The following is a 24,778-nucleotide window of genomic DNA, read 5'->3' on the forward strand; positions in this document are numbered from 1 at the left end:
GTTCACACATGGCCCATGGCTGTCGCCCGGACCGGACCGTACGGGCGGCGGTGGTTCCGACGTCGCGCGGAGACGGCGCACTGTGCTCCACGGGGACGGTGGGAGAAGCGCGGCAGCAGGATGGCCGGTGCGGCCAGGATCACGCACACGACCACGACGACTCCGACGAACACGGGGCACCCCCGAATCATCGACTGACATATGGCTGCCCACCCCGGGCACCTGCATCCCGGCCGGGAGAACCGGCAGCCCGGCCGTGGATGGGAGTGGCTCACCTGGGGTACCTCCCGATATCGCCGCTGGGTGCAGTCCGCTCGGCGGAACACGCTTCGGGCATCTCGGAGCCGTGCCCGCGACCCACCGTTCCTGACCGGCAGGTGACCATGACAACCGCGCAAGACCCGCATCAGCCCCCGCCCCGGCGCGGCCCGCAGCCACCGGAGACGGCTTCCGCGTCCGGCGAGGAGAAGCGGCAGCGCATACGGCGGCGGCTGGAGCGCCTCATCGGCATCGCCGCCACCGAAGGGAACGCCCTTGTGCCGCTGCGCAACGGAGATCAGATCTTCGAAGCGATGCTGGCCCGTATCCGGGCCGCGGAGCACACCGTGGACATGATGACCTTCGTCTACTGGCGCGGTGACATCGCACGGCGGTTCGCCGAGGCGCTGGCGGACCGGGCCCGCAACGGCCTTCGGGTCAGGGTGCTGCTGGACGGCTTCGGCAGCAGACCGATCGAACAGAATCTGCTGGAGATGATGGACCGGGCCGGCGCCCAAGTTGCCTGGTTCCGCAAGCCGATGTGGTCGTCGCCGTTCAAGCAGAACCACCGCTGCCACCGCAAGGTGCTGGTCGTGGACGAAAGCATCGCCTTCACCGGCGGCGTCGGAATCGCCCAGGAGTGGTGCGGCGACGCCCGCAACGAGAACGAGTGGAGGGACACCCACGCCGAGGTCCGCGGACCGGCCGTGGACGGGATCGCGGCCGCCTTCGCACAGAACTGGGCCGAGTGCCACGACGAACTCTTCGACGAACGCGACCGCTTCATCGAACTGCAGCCCCAGGGCGACGCGGTGATCCAGGTGGTGCGCGGCTCCGCCAGCTTCGGCTGGCAGGACATGCAGACCCTCCTGCGCGTCGTTCTCGAGTCGGCGCAGGAGCGCGTCCGCATCGCGACGGCCTACTTCGCCCCCGACCCGTACTTCATCGGTCTGCTCTGCGACGTCGCCCGGCGGGGCGTGGAGGTGGACATCCTGCTTCCCGGCCCGCACTCGGACAAGCGGGTGTCCCGGCTGACCGGCCAGCAGCACTACGAGGAACTCCTCGACTGCGTGGTGCGGATCTGGGAGTACCAGCCGACGATGATGCACGCGAAGGTCATCACGGTCGACCGGGTGGCCTCGCTCCTGGGCTCGACCAACTTCAACCGCCGTTCGCTCGACCACGACGAGGAAGTCATGCTCGCCGTGCTCGATGAGACCTTTACCGCCCGGCTCGATGAGCACTTCGAGCAGGACCTCGAGGTCAGTGAGCGGATGCAGCGAGGCCGCTGGAAGAAGCGCCCGGCGGCGCAGCGGCTGAGGGAGGCCGCGGTCTCGCCCATCCGCCGGTTCATGTGAACGCGTAAGAAGCCCGGCACGGTTCGCCTGCCCCTGAGCGCGCCCGCCCGGCAGAGGGCACCACGGAAGTTTCCGGATGCGACGCGCGGCCCGTCAGGTGCCGGTGTCCATCCGGCGGAATGCGGCGGTGAGTTGACGGCGCTGGTCCGTCGGCATCGAGCCACCGCTGGACGTGGACACCAGCGTGGTGGCGACGTCGCGGAGCTTGGTGTTGGTGTTCTGGGAGACCTCGACGAGGACTTGCCATGCCGCTTCGCTGGAGCATGCCTGCCAGGCCATGATCATGCCGCGGGCCTGGTCGATCGCCGCACGATGCTCCATTGCCTGGTGGAGCTGGTCGACCTCCCGCTCCAGCTGCTGCTCCCGCGCTGACTGCCTCTGGCGGTCGTGCGGCGCGGACTCCGGTCCTTCCACGCGGGACCGGCGGTGCTGCTGAGTCTGGGCGGCCTCCCGCGGGTGCCGCCTTGCCTGACGGGGTACGGGCGGTGAGCGTTCACCTGGGTGTTCCGACAGATCCTTCTTACCGGACAACATGTACTCGACCGTCTCAAAGGCGAGACCGTTCTGTCCACGACCGCCCGAGCCGCCCCGGGGTGACTCCGCTTTCCACCCCGATTCCCCGGCCCGGCCGCCCCGTTGACTGGCGGGGCGGGACCGCGCGCGGGCCTGGCCGCAGAGCGGACCCGACCGGAACCGTGCCTGCGGTCAGGCCGTGACCGCCTGCTCCAGCAACTCCAGTGCCTTGCCGGTCAGTTCGGGCCGGTCCTCCGCGGCGCCGCTGAGCCAGTGCACGCGCGGGTCGCGGCGGAACCACGAGTCCTGCCGGCGTGCGAAGCGTTTCGTTGCACGCACGGTCTCCTCGCGTGCGTCCTGCTCGCTGCACTCGCCGGCGAGCATCGCGAGGATCTGCTGATAGCCCAGCGCACGCGATGCCGTACGCCCCGTGCGCAGCCCGGCCGCCTCCAGTTCGCGCACCTCCTCCACGAGGCCCGCCTCCCACATCCGCCCGACGCGTGCGGTGATCCGCTCGTCGAGCTCCGGGCGGGCCACGTCGACTCCGAGCTGGACCGTCTCGTACACCGCCTCGTGCCCCGGCAGATTCGCGGTGAAGGGACGGCCGGTGATCTCGATGACTTCGAGGGCGCGCACGACGCGGCGCCCGTTGCTCGGCAGAATCGCGCGCGCGGCCTGCGGGTCCGCGGCGGCCAGGCGCCCGTGCAGGGCCCCTGAGCCCTCGGCCTCGAGCTCGTCCTCCAGGCGGGCCCGCACGGCCGGATCGGTTCCGGGGAAGTCCATGGCGTCGATGGCGCCCCGTACGTACAGTCCGGAGCCGCCCACCAGGACCGGGACGCGTCCCGCGGTGCGCAGCCGCTCTATCTCGGTGCGGGCGAGCCTCTGGTACTCGGCGACGCTGGCCGCGACCGTGACGTCCCAGATGTCCAGGAGGTGGTGCGGCACTCCCTCACGCTCGCGCCGCGTCAGCTTGGCCGTGCCGATGTCCATGCCGCGGTAGAGCTGCATCGAGTCCGCGTTGATCACCTCTCCGCCGAGGTGGCGGGCGAGCGCGACACCGAGGTCGGACTTGCCGGCGGCGGTGGGCCCGACGACTGCGACGACGGGCGGGACGGCGCCGCGGCGGGACGATGAGGTCAGGGGCCCGCCGGGCGCGGCTGGGGGGACCGGGGACGGGTCTGCGGCATTCACGCCGCCAGTGTCCCAAACCTCTCGCGCCCCTCCGGACCCGAACGAGCGACGTGACGGCGGCCCTGCGGTTTCGTTGCCTGTTGCGAGGGCCCCAAGCCCGATTTCCGGCGCCCGTTCCGCCGCAGGCGGGGAGCGGCACTCTTTCCCGGTGCGCCGGATCGCAGCTATGTCAGTAAGGTCAGGAGTAGAGATATGGGCGTCTTTGCACGGCTTCTGCGGCGTTCTTCCGGTCCACCCCGGAAACCGGCCGCCGGCGCCGCCCCCGCTGGGGAAGCCGCAGCGGGCGGGAAGGCGAAGGAACAGGAGGTCTCGGCGGCTGCCGGAGGCGGGGACGAGCCGGAAGACGTCGGCATCCCGAAGCAGCAATCGGCCGAGGGCGCAGCCGACAGCGAAGCCGCGGACGACGCCCGCAACTGAACCGCCTCAGAGGCGCACCGGACGGAAGGAAGGTGGCCGCCATGGGTCTCATGGACAAGGTCAAGGGGATGCTGGGCCAGCACGGCCACAAGGTGTCCAAGGGCATCGACAAGGCCGCGGACATGGCCGACTCCAAGACGAAGGGCAAGTACAGCGAGAAGATCCGGTCCAGCAGCCAGAAGGCGAAGGAGCAGACCGAGAAGTACGGCCGTGAGGGCGGCGGCTCCCAGGGCAGCGGCCCCCAGGGCGGCGGCAGCGGGGGCCCCCGGGGCGGTTCCTGACCGTGCCGGCCCCGGCCGGCCGCCGGTGGTGAGCCGGCCGGGCCCGGCCGGCCGCGAGTGCAAGTGTGGGCGTGCCCCCCCGCCGGAGTTCCGGCCGGGGGGGCACGCCCACAAACGTCACGTCACATGTCAGGTCCAGCTCGTGACGAAGTAGCCCACTCCGTAAGGGGCTTCGTCGTAGAGCAGCCGCCCACGCAGCGCACTGCCGCCCCCGGCCGCCGCGCCGGCCAGCACTTGCCAGCAGGAGCGGCCCGACGCGTTCAGCTCGTACGCGAGTTCCTCGTCCAGCGCCAGCAGGGCGTCGGCGTCCGCGGTGCCCAGGGCGCGGGCCGCCTCGGCGTCGAAGGCCGTGGCTCGTTCGTCGAAGTAGCCGGGGGCCTTGACCGTACGGCAGTTGGAGCCGTCACCCATCACCAGAAGAGCCACCCGTTCGGTACCGGCTGCGAGTTGACGCCCGGTCTCCTCGCACCGCACGCGGCTGAGCGGTTCGCCGACGCCGAGGCCTTCCACCGGTGCGGCTGTCCATCCCTCGCGGTCCAGCAGCCACGCGCCGACGGCCAGGGACGACGGGAGCGGGCGGGCGTCGGCGGGGGGCTCTCCCTTGCCGAGGGAGACCTCCATGTCCACGCCGAAACCGCGGAAGGAACCTCGCGCTCCCTGCGGGTGCGTGCCACGCGCGGACTGCTCCGCCGGGCCGACGACGACGAGACGGTCGGGGCGTGCCTCTGCGAGGGCGCCGAGAACCTCGTCGCACGCCGTGCGGGCGGCGTCCATCTCGTGGGCCGCGCCTCCGGCGACCTCGGGGACGAGCAGGGGCGGGCTGGGGCATGTGGCGGCGGCGACAAGCATGGCGCGCAGCTTAACGGCGTGAGTCGCTCTGCGTAACCGCGCGATGAAACTTCGTGCGCGGTCCGTGCGCGCCGCCCGCCGGCGTTGTTCCCCGAAGGCTTTGCACAGGGGTCAGCCGCTCGTCGGGGCGCGACCCCGGCGCGGCGCTCTGCGTCCTGACTTCCCAGCGGAACCGGCGGTCCCGCACGGCACCGCCGGGGGCATCAGCAGACGCGGCAGCCGCTGCCCCCGGCGTCGGCGGGTTCCGGCTCAGGCGCTCCGACCGTGGGCAGGCCCAGCATCACGCCCTGCTTCCCGGCCGCCGCGTCCGGCGCGGCATGGCGCGCCTCCCAGGCGTCGCCGGCACGTGTGCGGCGCACGGCGGTGGGCGGGACCTCGGCCAGCAGGTGGTGGGGGGCCGCGTAGGTCACCTCGACGGTGACCATGTCACCGGGGCGCACCTGCTCGGCGGGCCGGGCGAAGTGCACGAGCCGGTTGTCGGGGGCCCGTCCGGAAAGCCGCCTGGTGGCCTCGTCCTTGCGTCCCTCCCCCTCGGCGACGAGGAGTTCGAGGGTGCGTCCGACCTGCTTCTTGTTCTCCTCCCAGGAGATTTCCTCCTGGAGTGCGACGAGGCGTTCGTACCGCTGCTGCACGGTCTTCTTCGGGATCTGCCCGTCCATCTCGGCGGCGGGCGTCCCGGGCCGCTTGCTGTACTGGAACGTGAAGGCCTGCGCGAAGCGCGCCTCGCGCACGACGTGCATCGTCTCCTCGAAGTCCTCCTCGGTCTCGCCGGGGAAGCCGACGATGATGTCCGTGGAGATCGCCGCGTGCGGCATGGCCGCACGGACCTTCTCGATGATGCTCAGGAAGCGCTCCTGCCGGTAGGAGCGCCGCATCGCCTTCAGCACCCGAGAGGAGCCGGACTGCAGGGGCATGTGGAGCTGCGGCATCACGTTCGGCGTCTCGGCCATCGCCTCGATCACATCGTCGGTGAAGTCGCGCGGGTGCGGGGAAGTGAAGCGCACGCGCTCCAGTCCCTCGATGCGTCCGCAGGCTCGGAGCAGCTTGCTGAACGCTTCGCGGTCGCCGATGTCCGCCCCGTACGCGTTGACGTTCTGCCCGAGCAGCGTGATCTCGGTGACGCCCTCGGAAACCAGCGCCTCGACCTCGGCGAGGATGTCGCCCGGCCTGCGGTCCTTCTCCTTGCCGCGCAGCTGCGGGACGATGCAGAACGTGCAGGTGTTGTTGCACCCGACGGAGACGGAGACCCAGGCCGCGTACGCGCTCTCGCGGCGCGTCGGCAGTGTCGAGGGGAACGCCTCCAGCGACTCGGCGATCTCGACCTGCGCCTCCTCCTGGACGCGGGCCCGCTCCAGGAGGACAGGCAGCTTGCCGACGTTGTGCGTGCCGAAGACGACGTCGACCCAGGGGGCCTTCTTCACGATGGTCTCGCGGTCCTTCTGCGCCAGGCAGCCGCCGACCGCGATCTGCATGCCGGGCCGCGCGGCCTTCTTCGGCGCGAGCTGACCGAGGTTGCCGTAGAGGCGGTTGTCGGCGTTCTCCCGCACCGCGCACGTGTTGAAGACGACCAGGTCCGCGGGGGCCCCGCCGTCGCCGCCGTCCGCGCCCTCGGGCGCGCGCACGTAGCCCGCCTCCTCCAGCAGGCCGGCCATCCGCTCGCTGTCGTGGACGTTCATCTGGCAGCCGAACGTCCGCAGCTCATAAGTCTTCGCAGTCATCTCAGTCGAACAGGGTACGCGCTCGGGCGCGGCGCACGCCCCCCGCAGCCGGGGCGGCCCGCTCCCCCGCGCATCGCCCCGTACGCGGAAGCCGGCCCGTCCGCACCGCCAACCCGGACCTCGGCTCAGGCGCGTCCCGAAGGTGCGGAGGTGAGCGGGAACGCCACGCCGGTGAGGCTCTCGGACAGGCTCCAGAGGCGCTCGGCGTCGCGCGCGTTCTTCGCCGCGGCGCTCCTGCGGGCCGGTGCCGGGTGTCCGCGGCTCTCCATGAAACCGCCGGGTCCGGTGTAACTGCCGCTCGGCAGCGGCTGGGTGGCTGCGTAGAGCGTCGGCAGCGCGCCCATCTCGTCCCGCTGCGCGACGAGCCGGTTCGCGATGGCCATGAACGCCTTCTCGGCCTTGTTCGTCGTGTGGCCCTGGAGGTTGGTCGCCGAGTACCCGGGGTGGGCGGCGTGCGCCGTGACCCGCGAGGCCACCGATTCCAGCCGCCGGGCGAGTTCGGCGGTGAAGAGGAGGTTGGCGAGCTTGGACTGCCCGTAGGCGCGCCAACGGTTGTACCCGCCGTGGGAGTTGAGGTCGTCGAAGGCGATGCGGCCGGTGCGGTGCGCCATGGAGGAGACGGTCACGACGCGGCCGGTGATGTGCGGCAGCAGGAGGTTGGTGAGGGCGAAGTGGCCGAGGTGGTTGGTGCCGAGCTGCATCTCGAAGCCGTCGGCCGTGCGGCGCTCGGGTATCGCCATCACGCCGGCGTTGTTCACCAGGACGTCGAGCGTGCCCTGCCAGTTCTCGGCGAAGGCGCGCACGGAGGCCAGGTCGGCGAGGTCGAGCCGCCGCACCTCGGTGCTGCCCCGCAGCGTGGCCGCGGCGGCCTCGCCGCGGGCCGTGTCCCGTACGGCGAGGACGACGTGCGCTCCGGCGCGGGCCGCCTCCCGCGCTGCGACGAGGCCGAGGCCGCTGTTGGCTCCGGTCACGACGACTGTGCGTCCGGAGAGATCGGGGAGCTGCTGTGCCGTCCATCGTGATGTAGTCATGACCGAGAATGTAGTCACCGACAACATCGGCCGTCAATCCCGGCCACCGACCCGCGTTCCGCGGGGCCGCCCGGGGCGCCCCACCCCGGATTCCGGACGCAGCCCGGCGAGCTGCCGGGCTACCCGGACTGACCTGGGCCGACCTCGGGCGGTCGAGTACCCTGCCGCCATGCGCGCCGGCTCCTACCACCACGGAAACCTCCGCGCCGCGCTCCTCGAGCGGGCCGAGGCAACGGTGCGCGAGCGCGGCGTCGCCGCCCTCTCCCTCCGCGAGCTCGCCCGCGAGACCGGCGTCAGCCACGCCGCGCCCCGGCGCCACTTCGGCGACCGGCAGGCGCTGCTCGACGCGCTCGCCGAGGACGGTTTCGTACGCCTCGGCCAGGACCTCGACGCCGCCGTGCGGGACGCCGAGCCGGAATGCACCGCCCGGTTGCAGGCCCTCGCTCGCGCATACGTCCGCTTCGCCACGCGGCACCCGGCCCTGCTGGAGCTGATGTACACCGGCAAGCACCGCGAGGGTGCCGAGTCCGTGCGCGCCGCGGCGGAGCGGGCGTTCGCCGTCTCACTCGAGGTGATCTCCGCCGCACAGGAGTCGGGGGAACTCGTGCCCGGCGACCCCGAACACCTCGCCCTGCTGGCACTCGCGACGCTCCACGGGCTGACGGCCATGGCCAACGGCGGCATGCTCGACGGCCAGGAACTGGAAGCCGTCGTACCCGACGCCGTCGAGAAACTGCTGCACGGGCTGCGGCGACGATGAGAGCCGCCGGCCCTGTCTCCCTGCGCCGTGGCCCCGGCCTCGCGTCCGGGGCCGGTGCCTGGCACGATCACCGTCCATGGTGAGGCTCCGACGTACAGCGCGCCGCCTGAGCGGCAGCCTGCGCATGGGCAGACGGCACCTGCTGCGCGCGGCCACGGCTGTGGTCGCCGTGCTCGGGGTGCTGGCGTGGTGGCTGGTTCCCGGCGGCAGCGCCGCCCCCAGCGGCACCGTCACCTTCGCCACCGGCGTACCCACGGGCGTGTACGCGCGCTACGGCTCGCTCCTCCAGGACCGTCTTCACCGCGAACTGCCCGATGTGCGGCTGCGGTTGCGCAGCAGCCAGGGCTCGGTGCAGAACCTCGACCTGGTGACCTCCGGCAAGGCCTCCTTCACCATCGCCGCCTCGGACGCGGTCGCCACGTACCGCGACCGCAAGGAACCGGGCGCCGGCCGTCTGCGCGCGTGCGCGCGGCTGTACGACGACTACCTGCAGCTCGTCGTCCCGGCCGGTTCGGGTGTGCGCAGCGCCAAGGACCTCAAGGGGATGCGGGTCGGCGTCGGTCAGAAGCGGTCGGGGGTGAACCTCATCGCGGGAAGGCTGCTGCGGGCGGCCGGTCTGGACGTCGACAAGGACGTGCAAGCCGTGCGCCAGGGGATCGACCGCATGCCCGACCTGCTGGAGAAGGGCAAGATCGACGCATTCTTCTGGTCCGGTGGCCTGCCGACCGCCGCCATCGAGAACCTGTCGGCGAAAACCAACATCCAGCTCGTACAGCTCGGCGATCTGGTGGAGGAGCTCCACGCCCTCGAACCCGAGACGCGCCACTACCGCGCCGCCGTGATGCCGCCCGACGCCTACCCGGCCATTCAGCAGGGCGAGCCCGTCGACACCGTGGCAGTGGCCAACCTGCTGGTCACCACGGACCGTACGGACACCGCCCTCACCGAGGGCATGACGCGGGCGGCGCTCAACAGCCGCGACCAGATCGGCGAGAAGGTCCACGCGGCGCAGAAGGTCGACCGGCGCACCGCGATCTACACGGCACCGCTGCCCCTGCACAAGGGCGCCCAGCACTTCTACAGGTCCGTCAAGCCGTAGGGGCGCGGGGACACTTGGCGCCCGTCGCGCCCGTCCCCGTTCGACGTCGCGTCCAACCCCCCGTTCGCTTCGCGCTGCCAGGCCGCTGCGCCTCCTGTTCAGTCTTCCGCGATACGGATGATCGTCTTGCCCGGGGTGCGCGTGCCGGGGGCGAACGCGACGGGTGCTTCCGCGAGCGGCCGCACAGCACCGACGACCGGCTTGAGCCGGCCGTCCCTCAGCCGCGTGGCGAGATCGGTGAGCCGGGCGCGGTCGGGTTCGACGACGAAGAAGACGGCCCGCCCGTCCATGGGCCGGACCGTGGGCGGCATGGCGATGGTGACGAGCGTGCCCCAGGCCCGGACCATGGCGGCCGAGCGGTCGAGAATGCCGCCGCCGATCACGTCGAACACCACGTCGACCTCGCCGGCGTCCTCCAGCTTCTCGGACTGCAGGTCGATGAAGGTGTCGACCCCGAGTGCGAGTGCCCTCTCCCGGTCGTGGGCCCGGCCGGTACCGATGACGCGGGCGCCGGCCTCGCGGGCGAGCTGGACCGCGATCGAGCCGACGCCCCCCGCAGCACCGTGGATCAGAACGGTCCGGCCTGCGGCAAGGCGGCCGTGGTCGAACAGGCCCTGCCAGGCGGTCAGTCCGGAAATCGGCAGCGCGGCGGCCACGGTGTGGTCGACGTCCGCCGGGAGCGGGGCGAGGTTGCGCGCCTCCACCGCGGTGTACTCGGCGAGGGTGCCGTTGCGGGCCCAGTCGGTCAGGCCGAACACCCGCTGGCCGACGCTCAGTCCGGTGGTGCCGTACCCCAGCTCCACGACGACACCGGACAGCTCATGTCCGGGCACGCTCGGCGTCCGGTCGCGGCCCGCGCGATCGGACCACGTGCCGGGCCAGTCCAGCTCTCCAGGGGTGAAGCCCGCGGCGTGCACGCGCACGATGACGTCGTTCTCGGCCGCATGGGGGTAGGGCATCTCCGTCAAGGACATGCCGGCAAGACCGGCTTCACGGTCTCGAACAGTGATGGCCTGCATACAGGTCCTTACCGGTAGGGGGACTCGAACTCACAGCCCGTACACACTCAGGACGACAGCGGGCGCAGGCGTATCCATGCCGTTCCGCACGACCGATCCCACCCGTCCGGGCGTGCTTCTTCGTCGCCGGTTCTGCGTCACACAAGGGAGACGAGGCGACCCCTCCGGGTGTGACAGCTCGGACGCGCACAAGTTCGTTCGACGACCCTGCGGTTCGCGCGGGCGCCCGGCCGCGCGCCCCTGCCCCTCGGCCCAACCGGCCTTCGGGACCTTCCACATGCGCACCTTGGCCTCCCGCGCCGTGGTCGCGACGAGCCCGCCCCCCGGGCTGATGGCCAGGCTCTCCACGCTGTCCCATGAAGGAGCGGAGGAGAATGCTTACACCCAGGCTCCAGCTGTAAGCACTTTCCGTCGACTTCCGCGCCCTGCATCGGCCGCCTTCACGGCCACCAGCTCCGGACCCGGCAGCCGCCGTACTCGCTGTCCGGCGACCACGGCACTCAGAGACCACCGGTCGCACTCAGACTCAGCTCGGCCCACACCGTCTTACCCGACGGGTCTCTCGGCGAGACTCCCCAGCTGTGCGCGAGCGAGTCGACGAGCAGAAGGCCGCGGCCCGACTCGGCGTCCACCGGCATCGTCGACTCGGGCGCTATAGCACTGAACTCGCCCTGTGCGTCGGCGACTTCGATGCGGAGGGTGGCGGGCAGCAGCAGTCCCGGACCGGTCAGCAGGCGCAGCCGGAAGCTGCGTCCCGGCAGGCACCCGTGAGTGGCGGCGTTGGCGGCCAGCTCCGCGATGAGCAGCGTGCCGGTCCGGGAGACCTCGTCGTCGTACGGCCAGCCCCACGCCGCCAGTTGCTCGGTACCCATCAGACGGGCGAGCCGGGCGCCGCGGGGAGTCGAACTGAACAACTGCGCGAACTCGTGGACGGGAGCGCTGATTTCGGTCGGGGCGATCTCGGTTTTCACATCACAGAGGGTGTCCGCCCGGACATAATCGGTCGAGGGGGTCGGCCGGTACGAGGTGCTCCCGTACCGAAGCCTCAGCGGGGCTGTACCCCGCGTCAGCAGTGACGGAGCCGCCGTACCTCCGTTGAGTACGGGCACGAAGGGGGTGGCGCCGCATGACCGAGGGCGAACACGCAGCGCAGCGGACGGAGGCCGGAGACGCCGTCGATCCGCTGCTGAAGGCGATCGGCAGGCAGATCAAGTTCCTGCGGGAACGGGCGGGACTGACACAGGCCGAACTGGGCGAACGGATCGGCTACGGCGTCGACTTGGTCTCGTCCGTCGAGCGGGGACGGCGAGCGCCGAAGCCGCAGTTCATCGACGGGGCGGAGCGGGTGCTGGACGCGGGCGGGTTGCTGAAGGCGGTTCAGGAGGACGTCGAGCGGGCTCGACTACCCGCAGGCTTCCGCGACTTCGCTCTATGGGAGCAGGACGCGGTCAGCATCTACGCATACGAGCCGTTGACGATTCCAGGGCTATTGCAAACGGCCAGTTACGCACGCGCTCTGGTCAGCGGCCGCTGTCCTCCCTTGAGCGAATCAACGGTCGAAGACCGCGTGACCGCCCGATTGGCTCGCCAAGCCATCTTGGAAGGCGAAGCCGCCTTGGTTATCGGCTTCGTGATTGAGGAAGCCGCCCTGCGGCGCCCCGTCGGGGGCCGCACCGTTATGAGGGAGCAACTGCACCGGCTGCTGGACCGAAGCCGTCTGCGCAATGTCTCCGTGCAGGTCATGCCGACTGAGCGTTGGGAGCACAACGGCTCGTTCGGTCCAATCACGCTGTTGGAGACGACGGATGGACGCGTGGTTGCTCACACCGAGTCGCAGGGCGTGAGCAGCATCATCACCGATCACACAGCAGTGCGGGTATACGCCCAACGACATGGCATCATCCGCATGCAGGCTCTGAATACCCAGGAGTCGGCGCGTCTGATCGAGCAGTTGGCAGGGGAGCTATGAGCGACGAACAACGTGCGTCCGCCTCGGAGCTGAACTGGATCAAGAGCAGCTACAGCGACGCAGAAGGCAACAACTGCCTGGAAGTCGCCTGGCGCAAGAGCAGCTACAGCGACAGCGAAGGCGCCGAGTGCCTCGAAGTCGCCGCAGCCGCAACGCCCGCCGTGCACATCCGGGACTCCAAGGACCCGGAGGGACCCCGGCTCACGGTGCCCCGTACCGGCTGGGCCGCCTTCGTCCAATACGCGACCACGGGCTGAACAACCACGCTGTCGCTGCGACCAACGTGATCAACGGTCCCCGCCGCCGGGAGTAGCCACTCATCGTGAGCCCGCCGGCCCAATGGATTTTCGCGCCCTACGACTGTCCACAGCGGTAAGAGCGGTGGAAGGCGAAGCAGGTGAGCACCGTGGACCGGAAACACTTCAGCATCGTTCGCCCTGCTCACGTCCCCGCGTTCGAGCTGCTCCCGGACGACCTGTGAGAGGTACTGAGCGGTTCGTCCAATACGCCACCGCAGGCTGAAACACAACGCTGTCGCCGCGGCCCGCATGATGGCAGGCTCCTCACCAGGTCGAACGTAACGAGGACCCGAGGACCCTTAGATCGGAGCAGCCGCCATGCACGACGACCGCCGCATCGTCGAGGACCGCCTTCGCCGTGTCCTGGCCGAGCGCATCAAGCCCGCCGTATACAGCAGCCCCTTGCCTCTGACCGTCGAGCGGTGGGACGTCCCCGGAGAGCCCGTGCCGGTGGCGGAGGGGCTTGCCGCGACGTACGGGCCGTCGAAGGCCGGTGAGCGGTGGGGCCCCGCCTGGGGTACGACATGGTTCAAGGTCACGGGGCGCGTGCCGGAGGAGTGGCAGGGCCGCACCGTCGAGGCGGTGCTGGATCTGGGCTTCGACCGGAACATGCCGGGCTTCCAGTGCGAGGGCCTGATCTACCGGGCGGACGGTGAGGCAGTCAAGGCGCTCAACCCCCGCAACGACTGGGTGCGCATCGCGGAAGCGGCCGCCGGCGGCGAGGAGGTGGAGCTGTTCGTCGAGGCGGCGGCGAACCCGATCGTCAACACGCCGCAGACGCCGACGTACCAGGGCGACAGGCTCACTTCCAGCGACCGTCCGCTGTACCGGCTGCGGCGGATGGACCTCGCCGTCTTCGAGGCCGAGGTGTGGGAGCTGGTGCAGGACCTGGAGGTGACCGGGTCGCTGATGCGGGAGCTGCCGCTGGAGGACGCGCGGCGGTGGGAGCTGCTGCGTGCCATCGAGGATGCGCTGGACGCTCTCGGCGTTCATGACATCGTTGGCAACGCCGCCCGTGCGCGGGCCGCGCTCAGCGACGTGCTCTCCACTCCTGCCCGTCCCTCCGCGCACCGCATCAGCGCCGTCGGGCACGCGCACATCGACTCCGCATGGCTGTGGCCACTGCGCGAGACCGTGCGGAAGGTGGCCCGTACGGCGTCGAACATGGTCAACCTCATGGACGACCACCCGGAGTTCGTCTTCGCCATGTCCTCGGCCCAGCAGCTGGAATGGATCAAGAACTACCGGCCCGAGGTCTACGCGAAGGTCAAGAAGAAGGTGGCGGACGGCCAGTTCGTGCCGGTGGGCGGCATGTGGGTCGAGTCCGACACGAACATGGTCGGCGGCGAGGCCATGGCCCGGCAGTTCGTCTACGGAAAGCGCTTCTTCCTGGAGGAGTTCGGCGTCGAGACGAAGGAGGTGTGGCTGCCGGACTCCTTCGGATACACCGCCGCGATGCCGCAGATCGTGAAGCTGGCGGGGGCGAAGTGGTTCCTGACGCAGAAGATCTCGTGGAGCGAGACGAACAAGTTCCCGCACCACACCTTCTGGTGGGAGGGCATCGACGGCACGCGCGTCTTCACGCACTTCCCGCCCGTCGACACCTACAACTCCGACCTGGGCGGCGCCGAGATGGCGCACGCCGCCCGCAACTACCAGGAGAAGGGCAGCGGTTCGCGTTCACTCGCGCCGTTCGGCTGGGGCGACGGCGGCGGCGGATCGACGCGCGAGATGCTGGCGCGGGCGGAGCGGCTGAAGGACCTGGAGGGCTCACCTCGGGTGACCGTCGAGAAGCCGTCGGCCTTCTTCTCCAAGGCGCACGAGGAGTACGGGCAGAAGGCGCCGGTGTGGGCCGGAGAGCTGTACCTGGAGCTGCACCGCGGCACCTACACGTCGCAGGCGAAGACCAAGCAGGGCAACCGGCACAGCGAGTCCCTGCTGCGTGAGGCCGAGTTGTGGGCGGCGACGGCAGCCGTGCGCACCGGGCACACCTACCCGTACGAGCAGCTGGACGAGATCTGGAAGACGGTGCTGCTGCACCAGTTCCACGACATCCTGCCCGGCTCGTCGATCGCCTGGGTGCACCGCGAGGCACGCGAGACGTACGCGCGCGTGCGGGCGGAGCTGGAGGAGATCATCGCGGCGGCGCAGTCCGCTCTGGCGGGCGAGGGCGACGTCCCGGTCGTCTTCAACGCCGCGCCGCACGCGCGCGACCGCGTGGCCGCGGGCGGTGCGGCACCCGCAGGCGAGCGCACCGGCGGGACGCCCGTCACCGCGGAGGAACGGCCCGGCGGCGGCTGGGTGCTGGCCAACGGGCTGCTGCGGATCGAGGTGGACGGGCGGGGCCTGGTCGTCTCCGCGTACGACGAGGACGCCCGCCGCGAGAGCGTCGCCCCCGGTGAGGCGGCCAACCTGCTCCAGGTGCACCCGGATCTGCCCAACCACTGGGACGCCTGGGACGTGGACTCCTTCTACCGGCACAACGTCACCGACCTGACCGGCACGGACGAGCTGGAGCTGTCCGAGTCCGGCGAGGAGCGGGCCACCGTACGCGTCGCGCGTTCCTTCGGCGCTTCGAGCGTGGTGCAGCGGCTGACTCTGCGCGCCGGTTCGAAGGTGCTGGACGTCGACACCGAAGTGGACTGGCACGAGAGCGAGATGTTCCTCAAGGCCGCCTTCCCGCTGGATGTGAAGGCGGACCGTTCCGCGTCCGAGACGCAGTTCGGGCACGTCTTCCGTCCGACGCACACCAACACCTCGTGGGAGTCGGCGAAGTTCGAGATCTGCGCGCACCGCTGGCTCCAGGTCGAGGAGCCGGGGTGGGGTGCGGCGGTCGTCAACGACTCGACGTACGGGCACGACGTGACCCGTACAGTCCGCGACGACGGCGGCCAGACCACCACGGTGCGGCTCTCGCTGCTGCGCGCGCCCCGCTACCCGGACCCGGAGACCGACCAGGGCTCGCACCGGCTGCGGTTCGCGCTCGCGCCGGGCGCGACCGTGGGCGACGCGGTGCGGGAGGGCCACTGGATCAACCTGCCGGAACGCACGGTGCAGGGAGCCGGCGGCACGGTCGCACCGCTTGTCGGCGTCGACAACGACCAGGTGGTCGTCGAGGCGCTCAAGCTGGCGGACGACCGCAGCGGCGATCTGGTGGTCCGCCTGTACGAGTCGCACGGCGGGCGCGCACGCGCGGTGCTCACGGCGGGGACGCCGGTCACGTCGGTGAGCGAGACGGACCTGCTGGAGCGTCCGCTGCCGGATGCCGCGGCGCACGAGCTGTCCGCGGACGGGTCCGTGGAGGTCGTCCTGCGCCCGTTCCAGATCCTCACGCTGCGTTTCGCGAGGGCGAAGGGGCAGTAGGGCCTGTCCGCCGGACAGCCCCTGGACACGGCGTGCGCGAACGGCCCGGCCGCGGGGGCGAACCGCCTTCCGCGGCCGGGCCGTTCGCGTGGCGGCGCATCGTCCCGGGCGCCGACGCGGGCGGCCCGAGGCGTGGGACGCAGGCGTCGGACAAGACGTGTCCGACGCAGTGTCAGGTGCCGGCGCCGCGGATCGGTGTCAGGCGTCCGCTCCGGCGCACACCGCGTGAGTGTCAGCTGTCCGCGTCGGCGCGCACCGGCGGCCGCTTGATGAGTGAGACAGCCTGCCCGTGCGTCTCCTCGTCGTCCGTCGTCGGGCGGCTGCGCGGCACGGTGATGAGGACGCGCAGGCCCTTCGGCTCGTTGTGCACGTACGCGAGGTTCCCCCCGCCCGACGCGAGCAGCGCCCTGGTGATGGACAGCCCGAGCCCCGAGCCGGAGATGTTCTGGTGCCGGCTGCTGCGCCAGAAGCGGTCTCCGATGCGTTCCATCTCGTCCTCGCTGAGCCCGGGGCCGTGGTCGGCGACCTCCACGACGACGCTCTCGCCGTCCCTGGAGACGCTCACCGTGACCCTCTCGCCCTCCGGCGTGAACTTGATCGCGTTGTCGACCACGGCGTCCAGGGCGCTGGAGAGTGCGATGGGGTCGGCCCACCCGGTCACTGCCTGAGGACCCGCCGACTCCAGCACCACGCCCTTGATCTCGGCGACCGGCAGCCACGCCTCCACGCGCTCGGCCGCCACCTCCGCCACGTCCGTCAGCCGCAGATCGGCGGAGGAGTGCTCGGCGAGGGCCAGGTCGAGAAGGTCGTCCAGCACCCGCGCCAGACGGTTCCCCTCGGCCTGAACGGACTTGAACTCCTCGTCCGCCTCGGGCATTTCGAGGCCGAGGAGCTCGATGCGCAGCAGCAGTGCGGAGAGCGGGTTGCGCAGTTGGTGCGAGGCGTCGGCGACGAACGCGCGCTGCTGCTCCAGCACCCCCTCGACGTTGTCGGCCATCTCGTTGAACGAACGGGCCAGGCGGCGAAGCTCGGGCGGGCCGCCCGACGCGGCGACGCGGGACTTGAACTCTCCGACGGCGATCTCGTGCGCGGCACGGTCCAGCGTCCTCACCGGACGCAGCACCCAGCCCGTCAGGCGCAGCGCGAGCCCGACGGCGAGCAGCATCGCCGCGGCCTCGCCCGCGATGATCGGGAGCCAGCCCTGAAGGATGCGTGAGCGCAGCTGCCCGGTCGGTGACTCCGTGAGCACGACGGCGGCCACGTCACCGTCCCGGATGACCGGCGATGCGACGGCGATGCGCTCCTGCTGCCAGGGCCAGACCTGCGCCGGGTCGTGGCTGCGGCGTCCCGCGAGCGCCTCGTCGAAGGCGTCGGCGCCCTCCACGGAGTCGGACACCTGCCAGCCGCCGGGCGAGACGCCCAGGGCGCGCCCGTCGCGGAGGAAGACGCCGACCCGGATGCCGTAGAGGGAGTGGTAGCGGTCCAGCTCGTCCTGGAGTATGGCGCGGCGCTCGCCCTCGTCGGGCGAGGAGGTCACGAACTGGGCGAGGGCGGCGAACCGTGCCGTGTCGTCGATGCGGTCGACGACGACGCGCTGCTGCTCGGTGGCGGCCTGGCTCATGGCGAGCGGAAAGCCGAGGGCCAGCAGCACACCGGTGAGCAGAAAGATCAGCAGTGGCAGCAGACGGGCATGCATGGTCTCTTCCGGCCCCCGCTCCGCTGTGCCTAGACCGTCTGCTGAGGCTCGACGAGACGGTAACCGACGCCCCGTACGGTCTCGATCAGCGCGGGCAGGCGCAGCTTGGAGCGCAGCGACGCCACATGCACCTCCAGCGTCCGCCCGGTGCCCTCCCAGCTGGTGCGCCAGACCTCGCTGATGATCTGCTCGCGCCGGAAGACGACGCCGGGGCGCTGCGCGAGCAGGGCCAGCACGTCGAACTCCTTGCGCGTCAGCGCCACGGAGTCGCCGTCGACGCACACCTTCCGCGTGGGCAGCTCGATGGTGACGGCGCCGACCCGGAGGGTGCTCTCCCCCTGCGTGCCCTCGTCGCGGACCGTCTCGGCGCTCTCCTCGGGGGCCGCGCGGCGGCTCACCGCGTGGATGCGGGCCAGCAGCTCCCCGGTGTCGTACGGCTTGACCACGTAGTCGTCGGCGCCGAGGTTGAGGCCGTGGATGCGGGACCGTACGCCGCCGCGCGCCGTCACCATGATCACGGGCGTCGAGCTGATCTTCCTTATGCGGCCGCACACCTCGAAGCCGTCCTGGTCCGGGAGGCCGAGGTCGAGGAGCACGACACCGAAGGGAGCCACGTCGTCCGAGGGCAGCAGCTCACGCAGCGCCTCCTCGCCGCTGCGGGCGTGCACCACGTCGAAGCCATGGCGCCCGAGCACGGCCGAGAGCGCCGTGGCGACGTGAATGTCGTCCTCGACGAGCAGCAACCTCACTCGGGCCTCCCTCCGTGATGCCGGTCCGGGTCCGCGGCGGAAATACCGCAGCATTGCATCAACCCCCATCGGCGCAGGTGAGTCAAGGGGCTCCCGGTCGCTCGCGGGCTTCTGTTATGCAGCCGGTACGACCGAGTACGGATTCCGAGGTCACAGCGGGGCCGGGTCCGTTCCGCGACGGGATCGTTATGCTCAATTTCCCCTCAGATGTAATGACGCTGGCGGCCGTCGCTCATTAGTGTCCTCGCAACCGACGAGGACGGAGCTACACGCCGATGAGCGAAGTATCGGTGACCAAGGACGCCGCGCCGGCCGCGGACGATCTGGTCGTACTGGACAACGTCAACAAGCACTTCGGTGCGCTGCATGTGCTCCAGGACATCGACCTGACCATCGCGCGAGGAGAGGTCGTCGTCGTCATCGGACCTTCCGGGTCGGGCAAGTCCACGCTGTGCCGCACCATCAACCGTCTCGAGACGGTCGACTCCGGCAGCATCTCGATCGACGGCAAGCCGCTGCCCCAGGAGGGGAAACCGCTGGCCAAGCTTCGCGCGGACGTCGGCATGGTCTTCCAGGCGTTCAACCTCTTCGCACACAAGACGGTGCTGGAGAACGTGATGCTCGGGCAGACCAAGGTCCGCCGCACCGACAAGCAGAAGGCGGAGCAGAAGGCGCGCGCGCTGCTGGACCGCGTCGGTGTCGGCAACCAGGCCGACAAGTACCCCGCCCAGCTCTCCGGAGGTCAGCAGCAGCGGGTGGCCATCGCCCGCGCGCTCGCCATGGACCCCAAGGTGATGCTCTTCGACGAGCCCACGTCGGCGCTCGACCCGGAGATGATCAACGAGGTCCTCGAGGTGATGAAGCAGCTCGCCGACGAGGGCATGACCATGGTCGTCGTCACACACGAGATGGGCTTCGCACGCTCGGCTGCCAACCGTGTCGTCTTCATGTCGGACGGCCGGATCGTCGAGGAGGCGACACCGGACCAGTTCTTCAACAACCCCCGCAGTGACCGGGCGAAGGACTTCCTGGCGAAGATCCTTCACCACTGACGTGACGCTGAGCGGAGTTCCGAGCAGATCCGATCCAGATCCAAGACGCCCCCCGCAACGGCCCGCCGGTCCACGCGCCGCCCGGTCCGACGCCGTCCGGCTGCCACCCACCGGCAGCAGGGAGGCCGGAGACCCAGGCAGCGGGCCCGCAGGACTTGCGACCCGCACGACCGGCTGTGCAACGACCGCCGACCAGCAGAACACCGAGCAAGGGATGCCCATCATGAAGTTCCGTAAGACAGCCGCCTCGGCGGCCGTGGTCCTCACTCTCGCCCTCTCCGCCACCGCCTGCGGAGGCAAGGAAGGCCCCGCCGGCGACAAGCCGGGCGGCGACACGGACACCAAGGCGCTGCCGAAGTACGAGGTCGCCAAGGACGTCAAGGTCGACTCGCCCGTGCTGAAGAAGGCACAGAAGCGGGGCAAGCTGATCATCGGCGCCAAGTCCGACCAGCCCTACCTCGGCTTCCAGGACCCCTCGTCCAAGAAGTACGAGGGCTTCGACATCGAGGTCGCGAAGATGGTCGCCGCCGACCTCGGCTTCGGCGAGAAGGACATCCAGTTCAAGACCATCGACTCCTCCGTCCGCGAGACCGCGATCTCCAAGGGCCAGGTCGACCTGATGGTCGGTACGTACACCATCAACGACGAGCGCAAGAAGCAGGTGTCCTTCGCCGGCCCGTACTACATGGCCGGTCAGGACCTCCTGGTCCGCAAGGACGAGAAGTCGATCAAGGGCCCGGACAGCATCAAGGGCAAGAAGGTCTGCTCCGTCACCGGCTCGACGCCGCTGCAGAACATCAAGGACAACAAGTCCAAGTACGGTGCCGAGACCGTCGAGTTCGGCAAGTACACCGACTGCGTCAAGCAGCTGCTCGACGGCCAGGTCGACGCGATGACCACCGACGACGCCATCCTCAAGGGCTACGCGGCCGAGCGTCCCACCAAGCTGAAGGTCGTCGGCGAGACCTTCAGCGACGAGCCGTACGGCATCGGCCTGAAGAAGGGCGACACGGAGCTGCAGAATGCGGTGCTCGACGCCGTCGAGGCGCACCAGAAGGACGGCAGCTACAAGAAGGCCTACGACGCGACGCTGGGCCGCTCCGGTTCGAAGTTCGAGGAGCCCCCGGCCCTGGAGCGCGGCTGACAGCTCGGCCTACGGCCGGCCCGACGCTCGACCACCTCGCGCGGCGGTCACGCCTGACCGGCAGGCCGGCGCCGCACCGCGTCCCGTACGCCCGCCCGCGCGGGCGGGCGTACGGGACGCGGCTTTCCCTGACCGCCCTGCGGAGACCCCATGAATGTTCTGCTCGACCATCTGGACCTGTTCCGTGACGGATTCATAGGAACGGTCTCTCTGACCGCGGCCAGTGCCGCGCTCGCGCTCATACTCGGCGTGCTCATAGCCGGCTTCCGGGTCTCGCCGGTGCCGCCGCTGCGCGCGTTCGGCACCGCGTGGGTGACGCTGCTGCGGAACACGCCGCTGACGCTGCTGTTCCTCGTGGCCTTCTTCGTACTGCCGCAGATCGTCTTCCCCGGAATCAGTTCCTACATCCTGGGCGTACTCGCACTCGGCTTCTACACCTCGTCGTTCGTCTGCGAGGCCGTGCGCTCCGGCATCAGCACGGTGCCGATGGGCCAGGCAGAGGCCGCGCGCAGCCTGGGCATGACCTTCGTGCAGACGCTCCGCATGATCGTGCTGCCGCAGGCGACCCGGACCGTGCTCCCCCCGCTGAGCAGCATCATGATCGCGCTCACGAAGAACTCCGCCATCGCCGGCGCCTTCAACAACCCCGAACTCTTCAGCGTCCAGAAGGTGCTGAGCGACAAGGGCTACAACGTCATGGTCATCTTCGTCTGGGTGGCCCTCGCCTACCTCGTGCTCGTCTTCCTCATCAGCGGTTTCTTCCGGCTGCTTGAGCGCAGGCTGGAGGTCGCCCGATGAGCTCGTCCGTACTCTTCGACGCGCCGGGGCCCAAGGCCCGCGCACGCAACCGCACTTACGCCGTCATAGGCTCCGCCGCGCTGGTGGCGCTGATCGCCTTCATCGTCTACCGGCTGGCCGCCAAGGGCCAGCTCGACGGGGCGATGTGGGACATCTTCAACTACGCCGGAGTGCGCAACTCGATCGTCGAGGGACTCGTCAGCACCCTTCAGGCGTTCGCGATGGCGGGCGTGCTGTCGCTGGTGCTCGCCGTGGTGCTGGCCGTGGGGCGGCTGTCCGATCACAAACCCGTCAGCTGGGTCGCGACCGGAGTCATCGAGCTCTTCCGCGCCGTTCCCCTGCTGATCACCATCTACGTGCTGTGGGTCGGCTTCTTCACCAATGAGCCGCTGTGGGCCGTCGTCATCGGTCTCACGCTCTACAACGGGGCGGTGCAGGCCGAGGTGCTGCGCGCCGGCATCCTCGCCGTGCCGAGGGGCCAGAGCGAGGCCGCGTACGCCCTGGGCATGAGCAAGACCCAGGTGATGACGACGGTCCTCATCCCGCAGGCCGTCCGGTCCATGCTGCCGACGATCGTCAGCCAGCTCGTCGTCACGCTCAAGGACACCTCACTCGGCTTCGTCATCACCTACGAGGAACTCCTCTACGCCGGGCGGCAGATGGCCAACACCATCCTGGTCGACGGGGAGAACCCGTACGTGCCGGTCGTGCTCGTCTTCGGCGCCATCTACGTCGCCCTGTGCCTCGCGCTCTCCGCGGTCGCCAACTGGATCGAGAAGCGCGGCCGCCGCGCCAAGACAGGCATCAAGGTGGCCGAGGCGCAGACCGCGACCCCCGAGGGCGCAAACGCCGGGCCCCCGGCCTGACGCGGGGCCCGACCTGACGCGGCGGCCGCGGGGGAGCAGCCGCCGGAGCGGCGGACCGGACTTGTCACCATGTGTCCGGGCCGCCGCTCCCGCCGTTCCGGCTCAGCTTGACGGGTGACCCGGCACTGGGTTGCATACGTTTGTGATCGCGCGCTGTGCTCCACCCGTTCCGGCTTTTCCCTCCTCAACCGCGTGCGCGGGCCAAGCGGTTCACGGTGTCTCGCGCCGCACGGGGACCGGCGCGTGAGCGAGTCCGAAGTCATCGTCGTCGGCGCCGGGCCGGCAGGGCTCGCCCTGTCACTCGCGCTCGCCAGGTCCGGTGTCCCCTCACTCGTGCTGGACAACAGCGACGGCGAGGTCACCCGACGAGCCTCCCGCAGCTGCGTGCTGCGCCCCGACACCGCCTCGTGGCTGGCGTCGATGGCGACGCCGCACGCCGCCGTTCCCGGCGTCCGCTGGACGCGCTGGAGCACGCGGCGGCGCCAGCAGCTCGTGCAGGACGTCGAGTTGACCGACGAGACCTCACCCGTCCACGTGGAGCAGCACGCTCTGGAGCGCGGGCTGCGCGCCGCGCTCGCACGGGAGAAGCTCGCCCACGTCGTCACGCGCAGCCATGTCGATCTCATCGAACAGGACGCGGCAGGCGTCACCGCGCACACGCGGCCGCGCGGTTCGGCCGCTCCCGCCCACGGCCAGGACGCGGGTGACGGCACAGACACCGCGGCCGCCGGACGGGAGGCCCGCAGAGGCGCGGGTGCCGGCCGCGGCGGCACATGGTGGCGCGGGAGCTACCTGGTCGGCTGCGACGGCGCACGGTCAACTGTGCGGAAACTTTTGGGAGTCGGATTCGCGGGACGCACCGCGGTGGAACGTCACGCCGTGGCGGCACTCCGCGCGGAGCTGCCGTGGGAGCAACAGGCGCTGCTCCACCGTGAACTGGGTGCGGGAAGCGGGAACCGGGCAGGCAGGCCACAGGCCGAGGTGACGGCCCGGCCGCTGCCCGACGGCGTGTGGCGGCTCGACTGGCTGCTCCCGCCCCGCGGCGAACTCGTCACGCCCGAGGCGCTGTTGGAACGCGTGCAGGACACCCTCGGACTGTGGCACGGAGGAGGCGCGCGCGGACGCGGTGGCGAGGTCACCGGCGCGGGTGAGGCCGTGCGGTACGAACTCCTCGACACCGGCGTCCACACCTCGCACCAGCGGCTCGCACGCCGGTGGCGTGTGGAACGTACGTTCCTGGCCGGCGACGCGGCCCACCTCGTCGGCGCGCTCGGCGTCCAGTCCGTGGACGAGGGGCTGCGCGACGTCGCCAACCTCGCCTGGAAGCTCGCCCTGGCCTGGCACGAGGCGAACGGTGTACGGGGGGCCCGCACCGACCGTGACGCGGTCGACGTGCTTCTCGACAGCTACGAGTCGGAGCGGCGAGGAGCCGTCGGAGCCCGGCTGCGCGCCGTCGACCAGGCACTGCCGGTGGTGCGGCGGGAAGGCGGCGGCCTTCGGTCGATGCTGCCCGGCGGCGGCGCCCGCACGCCGATGGAGCTGCTCACGGACGGGCATCTGGGGCGGGGACTGCTGGGAGCGCCGGCCACCTACCGGCGCTCGCCGCTCACCCCGCCGCACGGCGCGGTCGAAACCGTGCGGGTGGACACGCCGCCCGGTGCGCCCGTGGACGACGTACCGGTGATCGCGATGGACGGGGCACGCGGGAGCCTGCGCGGGCAACTGTGCGGTTCGGGCAGTGAACTTCTGGTGCTGCTCGTCGCGCCAGGAACGGCCGTGTGGGACAGCCGCCACTGGCTGTCAGCGGGGATGATGCCCGAACTGGCCGCCGCGGTGGAGGCGTTGCCGCTGAAGGCACAGCTGCTGGTGACGGAGCAGTACCCCGGCGCGGCAGCCCACACCGTGCTGGTCATACGGCCCGACGGTCATCTGGTGGCGGCCCTGCCCGGGCCGCGCACCGCACACCTGCGGGCGTGCGCCGACGCGGTGCGCGGCGGCGCCCTCCCCGGCAAGCAGCCGGACGCGTACCGCGGGGCGCGGCGGCAGACCCAGACCTGAGGCGCGGGGATCTGAGGCGTGGGGACCTGAGGCACGGGGACCTGAGGCACGGGGACCTGAGGCACGGGGACCTGAGGCACGGGGACCTGAGGCACGGGGACCTGAGGCACGGGGATCTGAGGCGCTGGCCTGAGGCACGGGGATCTGAGGCGCTGGCCTGAGGCGCGGGGATCTGAGGCGCTGGCCGGCGGGCGCCTCGGTGCGGGCCGGGCTCCCGGGGGTGTGCGTGCGTAGGCGCCGGGGCGGGGCGAACGGGACACGGCCGGACGGGACGCGGCCGGAAGCGCGAA

General features: G+C 70.7%; 22 protein-coding genes. 13 read left to right on the forward strand and 9 right to left on the reverse strand.

What is annotated here, in order from left to right:
* Positions 1 to 383 precede the first annotated feature (383 nt).
* Positions 384 to 1,616 carry a phospholipase D-like domain-containing protein gene (locus tag EV375_RS28745; RefSeq protein WP_130302808.1) on the forward strand — a complete coding sequence of 411 codons (1,233 nt, stop codon included), beginning with the start codon at positions 384 to 386 and terminating at the stop codon, positions 1,614 to 1,616.
* A 93-nt stretch (positions 1,617 to 1,709) separates the two neighbouring features.
* Here the strand turns inward: EV375_RS28745 and EV375_RS28750 are convergent, their stop codons facing one another.
* Positions 1,710 to 2,030, reverse strand: a complete 321-nt coding sequence (locus EV375_RS28750; protein WP_486588863.1) for an ANTAR domain-containing protein — start codon at positions 2,028 to 2,030, stop codon at positions 1,710 to 1,712.
* Between the two features lie 291 nt (positions 2,031 to 2,321).
* Positions 2,322 to 3,269, reverse strand: coding sequence for a tRNA (adenosine(37)-N6)-dimethylallyltransferase MiaA (gene miaA, locus EV375_RS28755; protein WP_130302958.1), 948 nt, complete (start codon positions 3,267 to 3,269; stop codon positions 2,322 to 2,324).
* Positions 3,270 to 3,512: 243 nt separating this feature from the next.
* On the opposite strand from miaA, the gene EV375_RS28760 reads away from it, so the two are divergent.
* Complete coding sequence (locus tag EV375_RS28760) at positions 3,513 to 3,737, forward strand: hypothetical protein (protein ID WP_130302810.1); 225 nt, start codon at positions 3,513 to 3,515, stop codon at positions 3,735 to 3,737.
* Between the two features lie 41 nt (positions 3,738 to 3,778).
* On the forward strand, positions 3,779 to 4,018 hold the full coding sequence (locus EV375_RS28765) for an antitoxin (protein ID WP_130302811.1): 240 nt from the start codon (positions 3,779 to 3,781) through the stop codon (positions 4,016 to 4,018).
* Positions 4,019 to 4,147: 129 nt separating this feature from the next.
* On the opposite strand, the gene EV375_RS28770 is transcribed toward EV375_RS28765, so the two are convergent.
* The 3 genes from EV375_RS28770 to EV375_RS28780 form a co-directional block, all read right to left on the reverse strand.
* Entirely contained in the window at positions 4,148 to 4,867 is a 720-nt protein-coding gene (locus tag EV375_RS28770; protein WP_130302812.1) for a class III extradiol dioxygenase subunit B-like domain-containing protein, read from the reverse strand.
* Between the two features lie 203 nt (positions 4,868 to 5,070).
* The gene (gene miaB, locus EV375_RS28775) at positions 5,071 to 6,585 is read right to left on the reverse strand and encodes a tRNA (N6-isopentenyl adenosine(37)-C2)-methylthiotransferase MiaB (protein WP_130302813.1); all 1,515 of its coding nucleotides are present in this window, start codon (positions 6,583 to 6,585) and stop codon (positions 5,071 to 5,073) included.
* A gap of 125 nt (positions 6,586 to 6,710) precedes the next feature.
* Positions 6,711 to 7,616: an oxidoreductase gene (locus EV375_RS28780; RefSeq protein WP_130302814.1), complete on the reverse strand. Its 906-nt coding sequence runs from the start codon at positions 7,614 to 7,616 to the stop codon at positions 6,711 to 6,713.
* Positions 7,617 to 7,785: 169 nt separating this feature from the next.
* Here EV375_RS28780 and EV375_RS28785 point away from each other — a divergent pair, with 169 nt between their 5' ends.
* Positions 7,786 to 8,376, forward strand: a complete 591-nt coding sequence (locus EV375_RS28785; protein ID WP_130302815.1) for a TetR/AcrR family transcriptional regulator — start codon at positions 7,786 to 7,788, stop codon at positions 8,374 to 8,376.
* A gap of 76 nt (positions 8,377 to 8,452) precedes the next feature.
* Positions 8,453 to 9,475: a TAXI family TRAP transporter solute-binding subunit gene (locus EV375_RS28790; protein ID WP_130302816.1), complete on the forward strand. Its 1,023-nt coding sequence runs from the start codon at positions 8,453 to 8,455 to the stop codon at positions 9,473 to 9,475.
* A 98-nt stretch (positions 9,476 to 9,573) separates the two neighbouring features.
* Here the strand turns inward: EV375_RS28790 and EV375_RS28795 are convergent, their stop codons facing one another.
* On the reverse strand, positions 9,574 to 10,494 hold the full coding sequence (locus tag EV375_RS28795; protein WP_207228510.1) for an NADP-dependent oxidoreductase: 921 nt from the start codon (positions 10,492 to 10,494) through the stop codon (positions 9,574 to 9,576).
* Between the two features lie 500 nt (positions 10,495 to 10,994).
* Positions 10,995 to 11,465 carry an ATP-binding protein gene (locus tag EV375_RS28800; protein WP_486588864.1) on the reverse strand — a complete coding sequence of 157 codons (471 nt, stop codon included), beginning with the start codon at positions 11,463 to 11,465 and terminating at the stop codon, positions 10,995 to 10,997.
* Between the two features lie 155 nt (positions 11,466 to 11,620).
* Here EV375_RS28800 and EV375_RS28805 point away from each other — a divergent pair, with 155 nt between their 5' ends.
* The 3 genes from EV375_RS28805 (at position 11,621) to EV375_RS28820 (ending at position 16,125) form a co-directional block, all read left to right on the forward strand.
* Positions 11,621 to 12,463 carry a Scr1 family TA system antitoxin-like transcriptional regulator gene (locus EV375_RS28805; protein WP_130302818.1) on the forward strand — a complete coding sequence of 281 codons (843 nt, stop codon included), beginning with the start codon at positions 11,621 to 11,623 and terminating at the stop codon, positions 12,461 to 12,463.
* Positions 12,460 to 12,720 (forward strand): DUF397 domain-containing protein, encoded by a 261-nt coding sequence (locus EV375_RS28810; RefSeq protein WP_130302819.1) that lies wholly within the window; start codon positions 12,460 to 12,462, stop codon positions 12,718 to 12,720. Before EV375_RS28805 ends, EV375_RS28810 begins: the two co-directional genes overlap by 4 nt.
* A 360-nt stretch (positions 12,721 to 13,080) precedes the next feature.
* Positions 13,081 to 16,125, forward strand: coding sequence for a glycoside hydrolase family 38 N-terminal domain-containing protein (locus tag EV375_RS28820; protein WP_130302820.1), 3,045 nt, complete (start codon positions 13,081 to 13,083; stop codon positions 16,123 to 16,125).
* A 232-nt stretch (positions 16,126 to 16,357) separates the two neighbouring features.
* On the opposite strand, the gene EV375_RS28825 is transcribed toward EV375_RS28820, so the two are convergent.
* Positions 16,358 to 17,821 carry an ATP-binding protein gene (locus tag EV375_RS28825; protein ID WP_130302821.1) on the reverse strand — a complete coding sequence of 488 codons (1,464 nt, stop codon included), beginning with the start codon at positions 17,819 to 17,821 and terminating at the stop codon, positions 16,358 to 16,360.
* Positions 17,822 to 17,850: 29 nt separating this feature from the next.
* A complete protein-coding gene (locus EV375_RS28830) occupies positions 17,851 to 18,570 on the reverse strand; it encodes a response regulator transcription factor (protein WP_130302822.1) in 720 nt (239 codons plus the stop codon).
* A gap of 275 nt (positions 18,571 to 18,845) precedes the next feature.
* On the opposite strand from EV375_RS28830, the gene EV375_RS28835 reads away from it, so the two are divergent.
* The 5 genes from EV375_RS28835 to EV375_RS28855 all read left to right on the forward strand — a co-directional run bounded on the left by EV375_RS28835 (position 18,846) and on the right by EV375_RS28855 (position 24,488).
* Positions 18,846 to 19,622: an amino acid ABC transporter ATP-binding protein gene (locus EV375_RS28835; protein WP_130302823.1), complete on the forward strand. Its 777-nt coding sequence runs from the start codon at positions 18,846 to 18,848 to the stop codon at positions 19,620 to 19,622.
* 223 nt (positions 19,623 to 19,845) lie between these two features.
* Positions 19,846 to 20,766: a glutamate ABC transporter substrate-binding protein gene (locus EV375_RS28840; protein WP_130302824.1), complete on the forward strand. Its 921-nt coding sequence runs from the start codon at positions 19,846 to 19,848 to the stop codon at positions 20,764 to 20,766.
* Between the two features lie 150 nt (positions 20,767 to 20,916).
* Positions 20,917 to 21,564, forward strand: coding sequence for an amino acid ABC transporter permease (locus EV375_RS28845; protein WP_130302825.1), 648 nt, complete (start codon positions 20,917 to 20,919; stop codon positions 21,562 to 21,564).
* Positions 21,561 to 22,430 carry an amino acid ABC transporter permease gene (locus tag EV375_RS28850; RefSeq protein WP_130302826.1) on the forward strand — a complete coding sequence of 290 codons (870 nt, stop codon included), beginning with the start codon at positions 21,561 to 21,563 and terminating at the stop codon, positions 22,428 to 22,430. Before EV375_RS28845 ends, EV375_RS28850 begins: the two co-directional genes overlap by 4 nt.
* Before the next feature lie 243 nt (positions 22,431 to 22,673).
* Positions 22,674 to 24,488 (forward strand): FAD-dependent monooxygenase, encoded by a 1,815-nt coding sequence (locus EV375_RS28855; RefSeq protein WP_130302827.1) that lies wholly within the window; start codon positions 22,674 to 22,676, stop codon positions 24,486 to 24,488.
* The last annotated feature ends 290 nt before the right edge of the window (positions 24,489 to 24,778 follow it).

It is taken from the genome of Streptomyces sp. CNZ301 (genome assembly GCF_004217425.1).